At 66.2% G+C, this 15,502-nt stretch carries 13 protein-coding genes; 8 read left to right on the top strand and 5 right to left on the bottom strand.

Annotated elements, in window-relative coordinates:
• The first annotated feature begins 46 nt into the window (after positions 1 to 46).
• Genes AB3X89_RS23375 through AB3X89_RS23365 form a run of 3 tightly spaced genes read left to right on the top strand, consistent with a single transcriptional unit; the run spans position 47 to position 4,072 of the window.
• On the top strand, positions 47 to 964 hold the full coding sequence (locus AB3X89_RS23375) for a glycosyltransferase family 2 protein (RefSeq protein WP_368585382.1): 918 nt from the start codon (positions 47 to 49) through the stop codon (positions 962 to 964).
• Positions 965 to 1,021: 57 nt separating this feature from the next.
• A complete protein-coding gene (locus AB3X89_RS23370; RefSeq protein ID WP_368585381.1) occupies positions 1,022 to 2,758 on the top strand; it encodes a hypothetical protein in 1,737 nt (578 codons plus the stop codon).
• Positions 2,759 to 2,782: 24 nt separating this feature from the next.
• Complete coding sequence (locus AB3X89_RS23365) at positions 2,783 to 4,072, top strand: oligosaccharide flippase family protein (protein WP_368585380.1); 1,290 nt, start codon at positions 2,783 to 2,785, stop codon at positions 4,070 to 4,072.
• Positions 4,073 to 4,091: 19 nt separating this feature from the next.
• On the opposite strand, the gene AB3X89_RS23360 is transcribed toward AB3X89_RS23365, so the two are convergent.
• Positions 4,092 to 5,303, bottom strand: a complete 1,212-nt coding sequence (locus AB3X89_RS23360; RefSeq protein WP_368585379.1) for an MFS transporter — start codon at positions 5,301 to 5,303, stop codon at positions 4,092 to 4,094.
• 357 nt (positions 5,304 to 5,660) lie between these two features.
• On the opposite strand from AB3X89_RS23360, the gene xdhA reads away from it, so the two are divergent.
• Genes xdhA through xdhC form a run of 3 tightly spaced genes read left to right on the top strand, consistent with a single transcriptional unit; the run spans position 5,661 to position 10,223 of the window.
• Entirely contained in the window at positions 5,661 to 7,178 is a 1,518-nt protein-coding gene (gene xdhA / locus AB3X89_RS23355; protein ID WP_368585378.1) for a xanthine dehydrogenase small subunit, read from the top strand.
• Between the two features lie 34 nt (positions 7,179 to 7,212).
• Positions 7,213 to 9,582: a xanthine dehydrogenase molybdopterin binding subunit gene (gene xdhB / locus AB3X89_RS23350; protein ID WP_368585377.1), complete on the top strand. Its 2,370-nt coding sequence runs from the start codon at positions 7,213 to 7,215 to the stop codon at positions 9,580 to 9,582.
• A gap of 29 nt (positions 9,583 to 9,611) precedes the next feature.
• On the top strand, positions 9,612 to 10,223 hold the full coding sequence (gene xdhC / locus AB3X89_RS23345; RefSeq protein ID WP_368585376.1) for a xanthine dehydrogenase accessory protein XdhC: 612 nt from the start codon (positions 9,612 to 9,614) through the stop codon (positions 10,221 to 10,223).
• Between the two features lie 67 nt (positions 10,224 to 10,290).
• Here the strand turns inward: xdhC and AB3X89_RS23340 are convergent, their stop codons facing one another.
• The 3 genes from AB3X89_RS23340 to AB3X89_RS23330 all read right to left on the bottom strand — a co-directional run bounded on the left by AB3X89_RS23340 (position 10,291) and on the right by AB3X89_RS23330 (position 13,696).
• Positions 10,291 to 11,274 carry a LysR substrate-binding domain-containing protein gene (locus AB3X89_RS23340; RefSeq protein WP_368585375.1) on the bottom strand — a complete coding sequence of 328 codons (984 nt, stop codon included), beginning with the start codon at positions 11,272 to 11,274 and terminating at the stop codon, positions 10,291 to 10,293.
• A 199-nt stretch (positions 11,275 to 11,473) separates the two neighbouring features.
• Entirely contained in the window at positions 11,474 to 12,133 is a 660-nt protein-coding gene (locus AB3X89_RS23335; RefSeq protein ID WP_368585374.1) for a 2-hydroxychromene-2-carboxylate isomerase, read from the bottom strand.
• A 159-nt stretch (positions 12,134 to 12,292) separates the two neighbouring features.
• Positions 12,293 to 13,696: a TAXI family TRAP transporter solute-binding subunit gene (locus tag AB3X89_RS23330; RefSeq protein WP_368585373.1), complete on the bottom strand. Its 1,404-nt coding sequence runs from the start codon at positions 13,694 to 13,696 to the stop codon at positions 12,293 to 12,295.
• A 555-nt stretch (positions 13,697 to 14,251) separates the two neighbouring features.
• On the opposite strand from AB3X89_RS23330, the gene AB3X89_RS23325 reads away from it, so the two are divergent.
• Both AB3X89_RS23325 and AB3X89_RS23320 read left to right on the top strand, forming a co-directional pair.
• Positions 14,252 to 14,590: a BON domain-containing protein gene (locus AB3X89_RS23325; RefSeq protein WP_176109426.1), complete on the top strand. Its 339-nt coding sequence runs from the start codon at positions 14,252 to 14,254 to the stop codon at positions 14,588 to 14,590.
• A gap of 264 nt (positions 14,591 to 14,854) precedes the next feature.
• A complete protein-coding gene (locus AB3X89_RS23320; RefSeq protein WP_176109425.1) occupies positions 14,855 to 15,103 on the top strand; it encodes a hypothetical protein in 249 nt (82 codons plus the stop codon).
• A 45-nt stretch (positions 15,104 to 15,148) separates the two neighbouring features.
• On the opposite strand, the gene AB3X89_RS23315 is transcribed toward AB3X89_RS23320, so the two are convergent.
• The coding region (locus tag AB3X89_RS23315; protein WP_368585372.1) for a TSUP family transporter at positions 15,149 to 15,502 on the bottom strand (354 nt) is incomplete at its 5' end.

Here is a 15,502-nt window from a genome sequence, read left to right as displayed (position 1 = left end):
TTTGGGGGTAATTCCACGAACACCTGATGCAAAGCAGGAGGTGGGGATGAACCTGAAGGGAATGTTTAGCGTGGTGATCGTCAATTACAACACGCCGAAACTGGTCGGAAATTGCGTGCGCTCCGTGCTGGAACTTTCGATTGCGGATAAGGAGGACATCGTCGTAGTGGACAACGCTTCACCGGACAATTCCTTTTCCTATCTGCGGGAGACGCTTCCGACAGGAGTGAGACTCGTCAAAACGTCGATCAATCGCGGCTTCGGAGCCGGCGTCAATTTCGGCATGGTCGGTTGTCTGCGCGAACTCGTGCTGGTGCTGAACCCGGACACCTATTTCGTCGATACATCGCTCGAAAAGGCGGTGCAGTTGTTCAACACGGAGAAGGACGTCGGCCTCGTCGGTCTCGATCTGGTCTATCCGGATGGCGAGCGGCAGTTCTCCGCGCGGCGCTTCTATTCGGTGCTCGACATACTCGGCCGGCGTTCGCCGCTCGGGCGGCTCGGCGTGTTCAAGCGCCGCATCGACATCCACATGATGCGCGAAGCATGGGCCGCGGGCACGCCGTTCGAAGCCGAGTGGGTGCTGGGCACGGGCTTCATCGTGCGGCGCGCGTTGTTCGGCGAACTCGGCGGCATGGACGAGCACTTCTTCCTCTATATGGAGGACGTCGATTTTTGCGCGCGCATCTGGCAGGCGGGCTACCGCGTGCTGTGCGTGCCGGGCGCGCGGCTCACGCACGAGCATCAGCGTGCGTCGGCAGCGGGCTTCCTCAGCAAGGCGGGACGCCGGCATATGAACAGCTTGTGGCGCTTCAGCCGCAAGTATCGTGTGCCGCTGTTCAGACCGCCAGGCGTGCAGGGCCTGATTCGCGGCGCGAAGGCGCGTGCGCTGCCGGTCCCGATGAGCGCCGTGAGCGCGCGTCCGGCGGCCGCCGAGCAGGCGCGAAGCATCACGGTCGAGTGACGCCTCGCGCCGTATCGACGTGAAAAAAGAAGGAGTAACGCAATGGGGGAGGAGTAGATGAAAACCCGGCGACAGGCGCTCAAGACGTTCCTGCTCGGCGGCCTGGCCGGGGCCAGTGCAAGCGCAGCCGATCTGGGCATCGCGCGCGCGACGGGGCACGCGGCGCGCGCGTCCGACGCGTTCGCGACTCCGGGTAACGGCGCGGACGACGGCGCAGGCGGCATCCTGCGCGTCGCCGCGTCCGTGCCCGAGCGTGCCGCATCGGAACCGGTGGCGCCGAGCTATCTGAAGACGCTGAGCGACATCGTCGCGGGACTCGAGGTCAGCGTCGCGCGCTTCGTCGATCCGCGCAGGCTGGCGGCGATCCAGCGCGGCGCGTCCGGCTACGATGTCGGCGCCGAACTCCGCGAGGCGTTCGCGAGCGGCGCGCGCGGGCTCTATCTGCCGCGCGGCATCTGGCGTTACACCGGCGACCTGACCACCGCCAACGGTTCGAGACTGCGCGGCGACGGCGGCGGCGAATACGTAGTGATCACCGACATCGCGATGGGCGCGACCGTGCTGGAGAGACAGGACGCGGGCGGCCCGACGTCGGCGGCGCTGAAGCTCGGCGACTCGGCGTTCGTCGAGCATGTGCAGGTGCGGCCCGCGCATTACGACAAGGTCATCTACTACCTCGCCAACTATCCGGCGCACACCGGCAACACGGCGATCGGCATCCACTTCGGCACGTCGGCCGGCGCGAGTCGTTGCACGGCGATCGGTTTTTCGCGCGCGGGCTACGAGCTCGGCGTCACGTCGACGCTCGAGCGCTGCTATGCGTACATGTGCGAGCGCGGCTTCTACGCGACCGAGCATACCGACGGCTCGCTGATCAACTGCATCGGCATGTTCTGCCATACGGCCGGCGCGGATATCGTCGACAACTTCTGGCAGGTGATCGGCGGACGCTGGGAATGGAACGCGCGGCATGGCGTGATTCTCGGCGCGGAGTCGCTGATCGTCGGCGCGGTGTTCGATCGCAATGGCTTTGCCGGCGTCTATATGAAGAGCGGCAACTGGGGCAAGGTGGTGAACGGCAACTACTTCTCGCGCAACGGTTGCGGCGGCGACGGCAAGATCGGCCGCTGGAAGTTCTCGACGCGCGGCCATCCGTCGTACCTCGATGTGCCGCCCGGTCAGAGCTGCCACATCCAGATCGACTACCAGCAGGGCGCGACGATCGTCGGCAATCGCTACCGTCCCGGCCAGGACGACGAGAACGCCGGCTGCGACGGCCCGCAGTTCGTGTACGGCAGTTCCACCGCGCCGGGCAGCACGCCGCTCGACGGCATCACGATTCAGGGCAATTTCGGCGATCGCGCCGGCGATTCGATCGTCGGTTACGCAAAGGCGTATCCGGGCGGCGGCGCGATCGCGGGCGGCAAGGACGCGAGCCTCGTGCATGCGCTGAATCTCGGCGTCGGCTACGAACGCGGCGGCGTCGCGGCGGCACTGCATTGCGGAAACCAGACGGTGTCGCAGGAGACGACGCGCATCTCGATCAACGTGCTGCGCTCGACCTCGGGCCGCGTGGTGTTGCGTGCGGCCACACGCGGCCATGCTCTACTCGCCGAAATCCTGTTCGCAACCGACGCAAGCGATGCCAACTACAAGACCGTGGTCAGCAATCTGATCGGCAATGCGGTGAAGAGCGCGGTGTTGAACGCAAATAGTGAAGACGATCGCTACAACAAGATCGATATCGCACTAAGTGAACCTGCTTTCGTGTCGTATTCTGTTTTTTCGACTTGAGTTTTAACTGCAAACAGGACGATTGTGTCGACGAGAAACGTCATCATCGCGCTGTATTCGGTGTATGCGCTGAACTACGTGCTGCCGCTCGTTACGTTGCCGTATCTGTCGCACGTACTTGGGCCGGCCGGGTTGGGCGTGATCGGTTACGCGCAATCGATTTCGCAGATTCTTCTCGTCATCGTCGACTTCGGCTTCGGCCTGTCGAGCGCGCGCAAGGTGGCGGTCCACATCGACAACCCGGAAGTCGTGAACCGCATCTACTGGTCGACCACGATCGGCCGCGCGATTCTCGCGTTGCTGTGCTCGCTGGTGCTGGTCGTCTGGGCGTTCGCCGCTCACATGTCGCCGCAGGAGCGCGCTGCGACGCTGCTCGGCTCGCTCGTGATCTGGGGCGGCGTGCTGACGCCCGGCTGCTTCTACGAAGGCACGCAGCGCCTGCCGGTGCTCGCGGGCACGCTGCTCGCCACGCGCGTAGGTCTGCTGATTCCGCTGTTCCTGTTCGTGAAGACTCGCGACGACGTGATGCTCGCGGCCACGCTGCAATATGCGCCGACCTTCGTGTGCGGGTTGATCCTCATGGGCGTGCTGATCTGGAAGCGCGAGATTCTGCTGACCGTGCGGGTCAGCTGGGCCGACGTGATGGCCGAGGCGAAAGAGGCGTATCACATCTTTCTCGGCTCGGCGCTGACGTCCGTGTACATGTACGCAAACGTGATCATGCTGCGCATGATCAGCGGCCCGGGCGCGGTCGGCTATTACGTGGCGGCCGAGCGGCTCACCAACGCGCTGCGCGCGTGCACGGCGCCGGCCATCCAGGCGTTCTTTCCGAAGATCTGCGTGGCGTACGAGCGCAACGACTTCGGCTATATCCACAAGGTCAACCGCGGCTTCATGCTCGCGTTCGCGGCGTCGGCGGTGCTGATCCTGGTCGGCTTCACGGTGCTCGGCGAATGGTTCGTCGGACGTTTTCTCGGCGAGGCGTTCGGCGAGACGTTCCGCATTTTGCGCGTTCTCGTGTTCGTGCCGGCAATCGTCGGCATGACGACGACCCAGGTGATGCTGACGGTGATCGCGTCGGGCAATCAGTCGTTGCTGAAGCGGATCTATATCTACGGCGCGCTGTTCCATCTGGTGCAGGCACCGATCAGCATCTACTTCTGGGGCGGTGTCGGCACCGCGTGCTCGGTGGCCGCGACCGAACTGTTCATGCTGATCGGCGTGTACAACGTGGCGAGCCGGATCAATCACGGCCAGATCGCGGTGCGCTCGCAGACGGCGATCAAGCAGGAAATGGCGGCGGAGCGGGATTAGCCGCCGAGGCGAACGGTGCTTACTGCGCGGTGGACAGATTGGTCACTTTCGCGTTGCGCAGATACAGCACCGTCGACAGCACGACCGCCGCGGCAGCCGCGAGCGCGGCAAACAGGAACACCGAGCCGTAACCGAACTCGCCGGCGATATACCCCGCCAGCGGCCCGGTGATGCCGAGCGACAGATCGAGGAACACCGAATACGCGGACAGTGCCGCGCCGCGGCTCGCCGGCGGCACCAGCCCGACCGCCTCGACGCCGAGCGCTGGAAACACCAGCGCGAAGCCGAAGCCGGTCAGCGCGGCGCCCGCGAGCGCGATATGCGGCTCGGGCGCGAGCCACAGCATCAACAGACCCGCGCATTCGAACGAGAACGATACGATCGCGACGCGAAAGCCGCCGTAGGTCTTGATCGTGTTCGCGAACAGCAGGCGCGCGCCGATGAACAGCGTGCCGAACAGCGTCAGCGACAGCGCCGCGTTCGGCCAGTGCTTCGCCGCATAGAACAGCGTGATGAAGGTCGCGATCGAGCCGAAACCGGCCGAGCCGAGCGCAAGACCCATGCCGTGCGGCAGCACGCGCGTGAACACGCTGCGATACGACATCCGCTCGCCGTGCACGACCGGCACGGGCGCGATCAGACGCGCGAGGTAATAGCCGAGCCCCGCGAGCGCGATCACCAGAATGCCGAGCGCGGTGAAGCCGATCGAGCGCGAGATCATCACGCCGAGCGGCGCGCCGATCGCGAGCGCGCCGTAGGTTGCGATGCCGTTCCACGAAATGACCCGGGCGTTGTTCGACGTGCCGACCCGGCCGATCCCCCACAGGATTGCGCCGGTGCCGCACAGGCTCTCGCCGAAACCGAGCACGAGGCGGCTGCACACCAGCAGCGCGAGGCTCAGCACCGGCCACTGACCGGCCAGCGCGGCGAGCAGCAGCAGCACGCCGCTCGCGCCGCAGCCGAGCAGACCGATCGATACCGTGCGCTTCGGCCCGAGCGTGTCGGCCGAACGGCCCGCGAGCGGCCGCGACGCGAGCGTCGCGAGGTACTGCACGCTGATCGCCGCGCCGGCCAGCACCGCGCTGTAGCCGAGGTCGCCGTGCACGTAGCCGGGCAACACCGCGAGCGGAATTCCGATCGCGAGGTAGCAAAGGAAGGTGAAAAAGACGACTGGAATGATCTGCAGGGTCGTCGCAAATTCGCTGCGGGCGGGCGCGGAGTCGGTGGACATCGGGAAAACGAGACTTGAAATCGGCGAAGAGCCGTGATTCTCCCATGGAACCGATTCCCTTGCAGGGCTTGCTTAAAAAATGGGACGAATAAATGGCGGGTCGCGACTTGGTAAAGGTCCGGTTTCGCGCGGCTTGCCGGGATAAGACATGTCATTTCACCTGCAAAACGTCTAAAAAAACGGCAAAAACGTCCGATCAACATAAGCGTTGCCACGCGCAAATCCATCTCCATATCGCGCGACGAATATGTCCCCCATGCGATTCAAGCTATGGGTTGCGTTTATTGACGGTGATAGCTTTCAAACCATCGACGCGGCGGGTCCGCGCGAACACAGAACAGACGAGAGCATCGAGACATGACTGAGCCGATTCGCTTCTATCACCGCAACGCGATCCGCGAAATCCAGGACGCGCCCATCACCCGCACGGTGCTGCAGTATCTGCGCGAGGACGCGCATTGCACCGGCACCAAGGAAGGCTGCGCCGAGGGTGACTGCGGCGCCTGCACCGTCGTGATCGGCGAGCGCAACGCGGCGGGCGGCGTCGACTTCAAGGCGGTCAACGCCTGCATCCAGTTCGTGCCGACGCTCGACGGCCGCGCGCTCTTCACGGTCGAAGACCTGCGCCAGCCGGACGGCTCGCTGCATCCGGTGCAGCAAGCGATGGTCGATTGTCACGGCTCGCAGTGCGGCTTCTGCACGCCGGGCTTCATCATGTCGATGTGGGCGCTCTACGAGAAGCACGGCCACGAGCATGGCTGCGCGAACCGCACGGTGCCGTCGCGCGAGGCGATCGGCAATGCGCTGACCGGCAACCTTTGCCGCTGCACCGGTTACCGGCCGATCGTCGACGCGGCCGAGCGCATGTTCGACGCGCCCGCGCCGACAGCGCCGCTCGACGTGAAGGCGCTCGCCGACACGCTCGCGACGCTCGAGCGCCGCGACACGTTCGAGTACGAGCACGCGGGCCAGCGCTTCGCCGCGCCGCGCACGGTCGCGGCGCTCGCGCAGATCAAGGAGCAGGAACCGGCCGCGCGCATCCTCGCGGGCAGCACCGATATCGGCCTGTGGGTCACCAAGCAGATGCGCGCGCTCGGCAACCTCGTCTACGTCGGGCAGATCGCCGAGCTGCAAAAGCTCGAAACCAATGACGACTGGATCGAGATCGGCGCCGGCGTCAGCGTCGAAAGAGCGTACGCCGAGATCGCGAAGCAGTATCCGGAGCTGACCGAAATGTGGCAGCGCTTCGCGTCGCTGCCGATCCGCAACGCCGGCACGCTCGGCGGCAACATCGCGAACGGCTCGCCGATCGGCGATTCGATGCCCGGGCTGATCGCGCTCGGCGCGCGCGTGATCGTGCGCGGCGGCGACATCGAGCGCGAGATGCCGCTCGAAGACCTGTACCTCGCATATCAGAAGAAGGACATGGCCGAGCACGAGTTCGTCGTCGGCCTGAAGGTGCCCGCGCGCGGCGGCGCGCGCAAGAACCTGCGCTTTCGCACCTACAAGCTGTCGAAGCGTTTCGACTCGGATATCTCGGCCGTGTGCGCGGCGTTCTCGTTCATCGCCGACGGCGACGTGATCCGCGAGCCGCGTATCGCGTTCGGCGGCATGGCCGCGACGCCGAAGCGCGCGCTCAATGCCGAAGCCGTGCTGCGCGACGCTGATTGGCACGAGGCGACCGCACAGGCCGCGATGCTCGCGCTCGGCAACGACTACGCGCCGCTCACCGACATGCGCGCGAGCAGCGACTACCGCCTCGAAGCGGCGAAGAACACGCTGTACCGCTTCTGGCTCGAAACGCGCGCGCGGGAGCCGCTGCCGAAGAGCGCACTCGATGTGCGCGCGGTCGCGCCGGCCGGCGCAAGCGTTTGAGCGCCGCGCGTCCACGGATACGGAGAACCCAACGATGAACCAGCAAGCCGAACCGTTCCTGAAAGAGCTTCAGGATCTCGACGACTTCACCCAGGTGCACGTGTCGCGTCCGCACGAGTCCGCGCATCTGCACGTGAGCGGCCGCGCGACCTACACCGACGATATCCCCGAACTCGCGGGCACGCTGCACGCGGCGCTGGGGCTGTCGTCGAAGGCGCACGCGAGGATCGTGTCGATCGCACTCGACCAGGTGCGCGCGACGCCCGGCGTGGTCGCGGTCTTCACCGCCGACGACATCCCCGGCGTCAACGACGTTGCCCCGATCGTTCATGGCGACGATCCGATCCTCGCCGACGGCGTCGTGCAATACGTCGGCCAGCCGATGTTCATCGTGGTCGCGAGCTCTCACGAAGCGGCGCGGCTCGGCGCGCGGCGCGCCGAGGTGGTCTACGAGGAACTGCCGGCGGTACTGACCGCGCAGCAGGCGCGCGCCGCGAACCAGTACGTGCTGCCGCCGATGAAGCTCGCGCGGGGCGACGCCGGCACGAAGATCGCGCGCGCCGCGCATCGCGAGGCCGGTGCGATGCTGCTCGGCGGCCAGGAGCAGTTCTATCTGGAAGGGCAGATCTCGTACGCGGTGCCGAAAGATGACGACGGCATGCACGTCTACTGCTCGACCCAGCATCCGACCGAAATGCAGCACCTCGTCGCGCACACGTTGGGCGTTGCATCGCATAACGTGTTGATCGAATGCCGGCGCATGGGCGGCGGGTTCGGCGGCAAGGAATCGCAGTCGGCGCTATTCGCCTGCTGCGCCGCGCTCGCCGCATGGAAGCTGCTGTGCCCAGTGAAGCTGCGCCCCGATCGCGACGACGACATGATGGTGACCGGCAAGCGCCACGATTTCCACTACACGTACGAAGTCGGCTACGCCGACGACGGCGTAATCGAAGGCGTCGCCGTCGACATGACCTCGCGCTGCGGCTTTTCCGCGGACCTGTCGGGCCCGGTAATGACGCGCGCGCTGTGCCACTTCGACAACGCGTACTGGCTGTCGGATGTATCGATCGACGGCTTCTGCGGCAAGACCAACACGCAGTCGAACACCGCGTTTCGCGGCTTCGGCGGCCCGCAGGGCGCATTCGCGATCGAGTACATCCTCGACAACGTCGCGCGCTCGTGCGGTATGGATTCGCTCGACGTGCGCCGCCGCAATCTGTACGGCAAGACCGAACGCAATCAGACGCCGTACGGCCAGGTGGTCGAAGACAACGTGATTCACGAGCTGATCGACGAACTCGAAGCGACCAGCGACTATCGCGCGCGCCGCAAGGAGATCGACGCATTCAACGCGAACAACGAGATCCTGAAGAAAGGCCTCGCGCTGACGCCGGTCAAGTTCGGCATCGCGTTCAACGTCACGCACTTCAACCAGGCCGGCGCGCTCGTGCATATCTACACCGACGGCTCGGTGCTCGTGAATCACGGCGGCACCGAAATGGGCCAGGGGCTGAACACCAAGGTCGCGCAGGTCGTCGCGCATGAACTCGGGGTCGGCTTCAAGCGCATTCGCGTGAGTGCGACCGATACGAGCAAGGTCGCCAATACGTCGGCGACGGCCGCGTCGACCGGCTCCGACCTGAACGGCAAGGCCGCGCAGGACGCCGCGCGCCAGCTGCGCGAGCGGCTCGCCGCTTTCGCGGCCGAACGCTACGGCGCGGGCAGCGTGAACGCGCGCGACGTGCGCTTCGCGCATGATCGCGTGGTGGTCGGCGAGGTCGCCGTGCCGTTCGAGGAAGTGATCGCGAAGGCGTATCTCGCGCGCATCCAGCTGTGGTCCGACGGTTTCTATGCGACACCGAAGCTCTACTGGGATCAGTCGAAGCTGCAAGGCCGGCCGTTCTATTACTACTCGTATGGCGCGGCGGTATCGGAAGTCGTGATCGACACGCTGACCGGCGAAATGCGCGTGCTGCGCGCCGATGCGCTGCACGACGTCGGCGCATCGCTGAATCCGGCGCTCGACGTCGGCCAGGTGGAAGGCGCGTTCATCCAGGGCATGGGCTGGCTCACCACGGAAGAACTGTGGTGGAACGCGGGCGGCAAGCTGATGACGCACGCGCCGTCGACGTACAAGATTCCGACCGTCAACGACGTGCCGCCGGTCTTCAACGTGAAGCTGTTCAAGAACCGCAACGTGGAGGACAGCATCCATCGTTCGAAGGCGACCGGCGAGCCGCCTCTGCTGCTGCCGTTCTCGGTGTTCTTCGCGGTGCGCGACGCGGTGTCGGCGGTGGGCGGCCACCGGGTCAATCCGCCGCTCAATGCGCCCGCGACCAGCGAGGAAATCCTGAAGGCGGTCGGCGCGGTGCGCGCCGCGACCACGGCCGCGCGGCAGGCTTGATGCGAATGGCGGACGAGCGGGAGCGCGATATGGAAGTACGCCTGAACAATTCTCTGAACGGCACCGGCGCCAGTGACGACCGCGCGCCGGTGCGGATCGGCCGGCGTAGCGTCGCATCCGAAATGGCACCGCGGCCCGCGCCGATGCATATCGTGCTGTTCGGCGCGGGACATGTCGGCCATGCGCTCGTGCAATTGCTCGGCAGCCTGCCGTGCGTGGTCCAGTGGGTCGACGAGCGCGACGAGCTGTTCCCCGACGAAACGCCGCCCAACGTGCAGGTCGAAGCGACCGACACGCCCGATGCGATCGTCGACGCGGCGCCGCCCGGCGCGTGGTTTCTGGTGATGACGCACAACCATGCGCTCGATTTTTCGCTGGCCGCGCGCATCATGCGACGGCGCGATTTTAGCTATTTCGGCATGATCGGCTCGAAGACGAAGCGCGTGAAATTCGAGCGGCGTCTGCTCGAACGAGGCGTGGAGCTGGAGCGGCTCGCGGACATGACGTGCCCGATCGGCGTCGAGGGCATCGTCGACAAGGCGCCCGCCGCGATCGCGATTGCGGTGTGCGCCCAACTGCTGCGATTGAGGGCACAACGGGCCGCGAGCCAGATCCGCGCAACGGAGCAGATCATGGCTTAGGCCACACGGCGCAACGGGCTTGCGCGAGTGTTCGGGGGGGACGGGGCTCATGCGCCGTCCCCCTTCTTCATTTGCCGCTGGACACTCGTTGTTGGCCCCGCTGTGGCGTCTTCACGCGCGGCGCTTTGCGCGCGACCAGCTCACTCGACACCTCGGACATCAACGTCCTCAGCCAGCCGACATCGCTCGGCCGATCCGGCTGCGGATGCCACAACTGATAGCAGCGGATGCGCGGAAACGCGATCGGCACATCGACGACCGCAAGCGGCAGCATGCTCGCGTAATGCATCGCGAAGCGCCGTGTGGTCGTGAAGATCAGATCGGATTGCAGCAGCGTCTGCGCGACGAGCCCGAAGTAGGGCAGCGTCGCGACGATGCGCCGGCTCGCCTTCGCGCGCGCGAAGCCGGTATCGATCGCCCCGCCGCGCGTGCCGCTGTACGGGGTCGGCGCCAGATGCGGCGCGGCCAGATAGGCGTCGCGCGTGAGCGGTTCGCGGGTCAGCGGATGGTCGGCGCGCATCATGCACACGACGGTATCGGCGAACAGGTCGCTGCGCTCGAAGCGCGGATCGGGCTTCGGCCAGTTGCCGATCACGAGATCGAGTTCGCCGGCGTCGAGCGCGGCCGAATGATCGAGCAGCGGCCCCAGCGACTCGATTTCGAGCCGCGCATGCGGCGCCGCCTCGCGAAATCGCGCGATCACGGTCGGCATGAAGAAGTCGTTCAGATAGTCGGGCGCGGCGACGCGAAACGTGCGGCGCGAGCGGCCCGGGTCGAAATCGCCGTGCGGCGTCGCGACGAAATCGACATCGCGCAGCACGCGCTGCGCGGCCGCGAGCAGCGACTCGCCGTATTCGGTCGGCACCATGCCCGACTTGCCGCGCACCAGAATCGGATCGCCGAGCGTATCGCGCAACTTGCGCAGCGCGGTGCTGATCGCGGGCTGGGTCTGGTTCAGCCGCATCGCGGTCTGCGTGACGCTGCGCTCGACGAGCAGCGTGCGCAGCACGCGCACGAGCCAGATATCGAGTGAGGCGGCGGTGTCGTCCATGGTCGAAGCGTGGTGACGCGGGCGCCGCCGATCGGCTCGCCGCGCGGCGCGCGCGTGGGGTGCGAAAGCCTATAACCTTAGGCCCGTTTGCGCGTCGGCGGCATAGCGGGCGCGGTATGGCCGGCATCAGCGCGGCGCGTGCCGGCGGCGCTTCGCTCGGGCCGAAGCGGCAGCCGCAGCGCGGCCCGCCGCCGCCGTGTTATGGCGCCGGTGCCGGCTTGTCCGCGAGGCCCCACGGCAGCGAACTGATCCGCTTCACTTCGCGCGATTCGAGCCAGTTCGGCGTGCGCGCGCAGTACAGCACCATCGGCAGCGCGTCCTCGCCCCAGAACAGCTGATCGTTCAGACGAAACGTCGGCACGCCATAGACGCCGAGGTCGATCGCATCGGCGGTATTGCGCTGCAGTTGCGCCTTCACCGCTTCGTCCTGGATCAGCTCGGGGCCGTCCGGCCTGCCGACGCGCTCGCACAGCTCGGCGAACGCTTCGTCGCTCGACGGGTCGCGCCCGTCGCGCCAGATGAAGCGGAAAATCTCGCGCACGAATTGCACGTCGCCGTTCGCGGCGGTTGCGAGCAGCAGCGGTTTCATCGAATCGAACGGATGGGCGGGCGGCATCTTGTACGGGATGCCGAGCTGCTCCGCGCGAAACAGCGCATGCCGGTACATGAAGGTGCGCTTGGCGGGCACGCTGTACGCGGAGCGCTGGCCCCAGTGGCGATACAGATCGTTCAGCACGACCGGCGTGAATGCGAAGTCCATGCCGGGCCATTTGTCGTGTTGCTCGAGCAACAGGTACGTGAACGGCGAGACGAAATCGTAAAACCACAGCGGCTGTTGGGCGTCGATGCCAACGGTCATAAAGGTCTCCCGGATTGCCTGTGTCGGACGGAGCGGAGGGTGGGTCCGTTATCTCATCAAAATTGTAGCGATCTTACGCGGTGCGCTCCCGGCTTGCACCGGTCGATATCCCCTGGTGGCGGGCGGCGGGTGCGGGTTCAGGCGGTGTCGCCGGCGCGCTCAGCCTTTGACTTGATCGGCCGCCTGCTCGTCGGCTTCGTCCAGCCCGGCCGGCGTGTCGCGGCTTGCCATGAGCCGCCGCCGCACGAAGCCGATGTGCTCGCGCAGCACGTAGAACTGGTCCGCGTATGCGAGCGGCATCTTCATGCCGTTGACCGAGTCTTCGATCGCGTCGAGCCGCTCGATCAGCGACGCGCGTTCGGCCGGCGAGTGTTCGCTGAGCGCGCTGCGCTCGATTGCGATCAGCGCGCCGTACCAGCGATAGATGCGCGACTTGACGCGCCATGCGTACAAGCCCGGCACGACGCGCAGCGCCGGCACCAGCAGCACGATCAGCGGCACGACGATCACCAGCAGGCGGTCGGCGAGGCTCGCGATCCAGAACGGCAGCGTCCGGTACAGGAAGCTCTTGCCCGACTTGTAGTAGCGCGCGGCGTCGTCGGACAGCGGGAAATCGTGCGCGAGCGGCGCGGGGAATTCGCCGGCGCGCTGCATCGTCGTCGCGCCGCCGTGCACCTCGCGCGCGGCTTCGATCAGCAGATCCGACAGCGCCGGATGCAGCGAATCGCGCGCGATCAGCTCGGCGGTCGGCGCGACGATGCTGATCGAGTTCGCCGGCAGGTTCTTGCCGAGGTCGAAGGCGCCCATCGGCACCTTCAGCTGCGTCAGGTACGGAAAGCGGCGCGTGTACGCGTCGGCCTGCGAAAAATCGTAGAAGCGCACATTCCCCGTGCGGTAGAGCTTGCCCATCACGGCCGGTTGCGCCGAGTCGCCGGCGAGGAAGGTTGCGTCGATCGTGCCGTCGATCAGCGCGTCGGCGGCTGCGTCGCCCGTCAGCGGCAGCAGCTGGGTCGGGCCGCCCGGCACGATGCCGTTGGCCTTCAGCAGCGCGAGCGCGAGCTCGCGCGTGCCGCTGCCCTCGGGGCCGATCGCGAGGCGTTCGCCCTTGAAGCCGGACAGCCAGTCGACCGGCGCGCCGCGATAGAAGATCGCGAGCGGCACGTAAGCGACGCTGCCGAGCGACATCAGGCTTTTGTCCTTGTCGACCGCGGCGGGCGCGATGCCGCTCTGCACGAAGCCGACATCGACGTTGGCCTTCGGGTCGAACAGTCGCTTCAGATTTTCCTGCGAACCCTGCGAGGCCAGCACGTTCAGCGTGATGCGGTTGCGCGCGAGGATCGCCTTGTACTTCTGCGCGGCGATCCAGAACGTGCTGCCGACCGGGCCGGCGCTAATCGTCAGCGTATTCGGCGGAGCGGGCTGGATCAGCCGCACGGCGGCCCAGATGCCGACGATCACGAGCAGCACGAGCGGGCCGAACGAGACCGCCAGGTCGCGCCACGAGATCGCGACAAAGCGAGCGACGAGATGGGTAGGGCGGCTGCGGCCGGTGTCAGGCTTCATCGGATCTTCTGAAAACGGCGGTCGGTCGGGCGCGAATGCGCGCAGGCGGCTCGGGCGGCGCGCCAGCACGCGTCGCGCCGATGGTACCTGAGATTGGCACGGCCGCGAATCGCGTAGCCGCCCGTCACGCCGACAAACGCGTAACAAATGGTGAGCGTCGCGGGTGCGCGCCAGCATGACGTCCATGCAAATTTTGCGCGACCACGTAGCGTGTCCGTCTTTATCCGGCAAGCATGACGCACCCGCTGTCGGTGCGCCACGCCGCACGCTAAACCCTTTGCGCTTCTGTGCCGGCTAGATTAAATTGTGCATCGTTACCGCGATCCAACGTTTGCGGCGATATCCCGGCAAGACGGACAAGAACCGGGCACGTCGGCGGACTTCGCGGTTTGGCGGTTACCGATTACCGGTAATCAGCCTCTCTCGCCTCTTGCACATCGTGTCAACCATTGACGGCCGTCGCGCACGCGCGCATTCGCGCGATGACGGCCGCCCGTAGTCGTAACGAAGCCGCTTGTTGATGCGGTCCAATGTGAAACCAAGGAGAAGAGAGCTATGAAAACGGTCGGTTTTCTGAAAACACTGGGTGCGGTCGTGGCAATGGTGGCGGCGTGCAGCGTCTACGCCCAAAACGCTCCGGATACGGCGTCGGCGGCAGCCACCGTCAAGGCCGGCAAGGCAGCGAATCATGAACTTGGCCGTAAGGTGCGCCACGCGCTGACCAAGACCCAGGGTCTCGACGTGTCGCACATCGCCGTGCGCGCGCGTGGCGGCGCAGTGACGCTGACCGGCACGGTGCCGGACCAGGGGCAGGCCGAGAAGGCCGGCGAAGCCGCCAAGGGCGTCGAGGGCGTGACGTCGGTGACGAACAAGCTGACGGCGAAGCAACAGTAAGCGGTGCGCGCGAGCGCGGCGCCGTAAGGCCCGCGTCGGAAGGTCTATCAATCAGTTCGGAGGCTCCGGCATTTTCGCCGGAGCTTTTTTTTCGTGCGCAGTTTTGGGCGCGGCACTTGCGACGTTTGCGGGACCGCAGCAATGCGGCTTGCCGCACTCACTGGTGCTGATCGAGGCGCGGCTGTCCCGGCTTCGTGCGCTGCGGCACAGTACCGGCGCATCGCGGGGCGTACTGTGACGAGGAGGGAATGGGGAGCCAAGCTTATGCAAACCACGCAGTTTCGCTACATCGATCTGCCGATCGGCGATCGCGCGGCATTCGAACTGGTGTGCGCAAGACACGGTTTCGCGCCCGCGCATTTCGACATCAGCGCGAGCGCGGCGCCCGGTGAGCCGGCGCACGAACGCGTCGTCACCGTGCGGCGTGTCGACTGGTCACGGTCGTATCGCGATGGCCACGGTCAGTGGGTCCGGCAGTTCGAGGCGGATCTGACCAGCCGGTTTTTCAAATAGACACCGGTCGCCGCGTGCGCGCTTGACGCGTCTTCAACGGGCGGCTCACGACAACACCAGCCGCACGCCGACCAGCGTCAGCGTCGCCGCGAGCAGATTGCGCAGCAGCACTTCCGGCGCGCGCGACGCCAGAAAGCTGCCGATCGCGATGCCGGGCAGCGATCCCACCAGCAGCGACAGCAGCATCGACCAGTCGATCGAGCCGAGCAGCCAATGTCCGGCACCCGCGAGCAAGGTCAGCGGCACCGCGTGCGCGATGTCGGAGCCGACGATGCGTGTGGTCGGCAGCATCGGATACAGCAGCAGCAACACCGTCACGCCGATCGCGCCCGCACCCACCGACGTCAACGACACCAGCGCACCGAGGATCGCGCCGGTCAGCATCGTCAGCGCGAGCGT

It is taken from the genome of Paraburkholderia sp. BR14320 (assembly GCF_040948665.1).
Classification (GTDB): domain Bacteria; phylum Pseudomonadota; class Gammaproteobacteria; order Burkholderiales; family Burkholderiaceae; genus Paraburkholderia; species Paraburkholderia youngii.
This window is presented reverse-complemented; position numbering and strand designations above follow the sequence as displayed.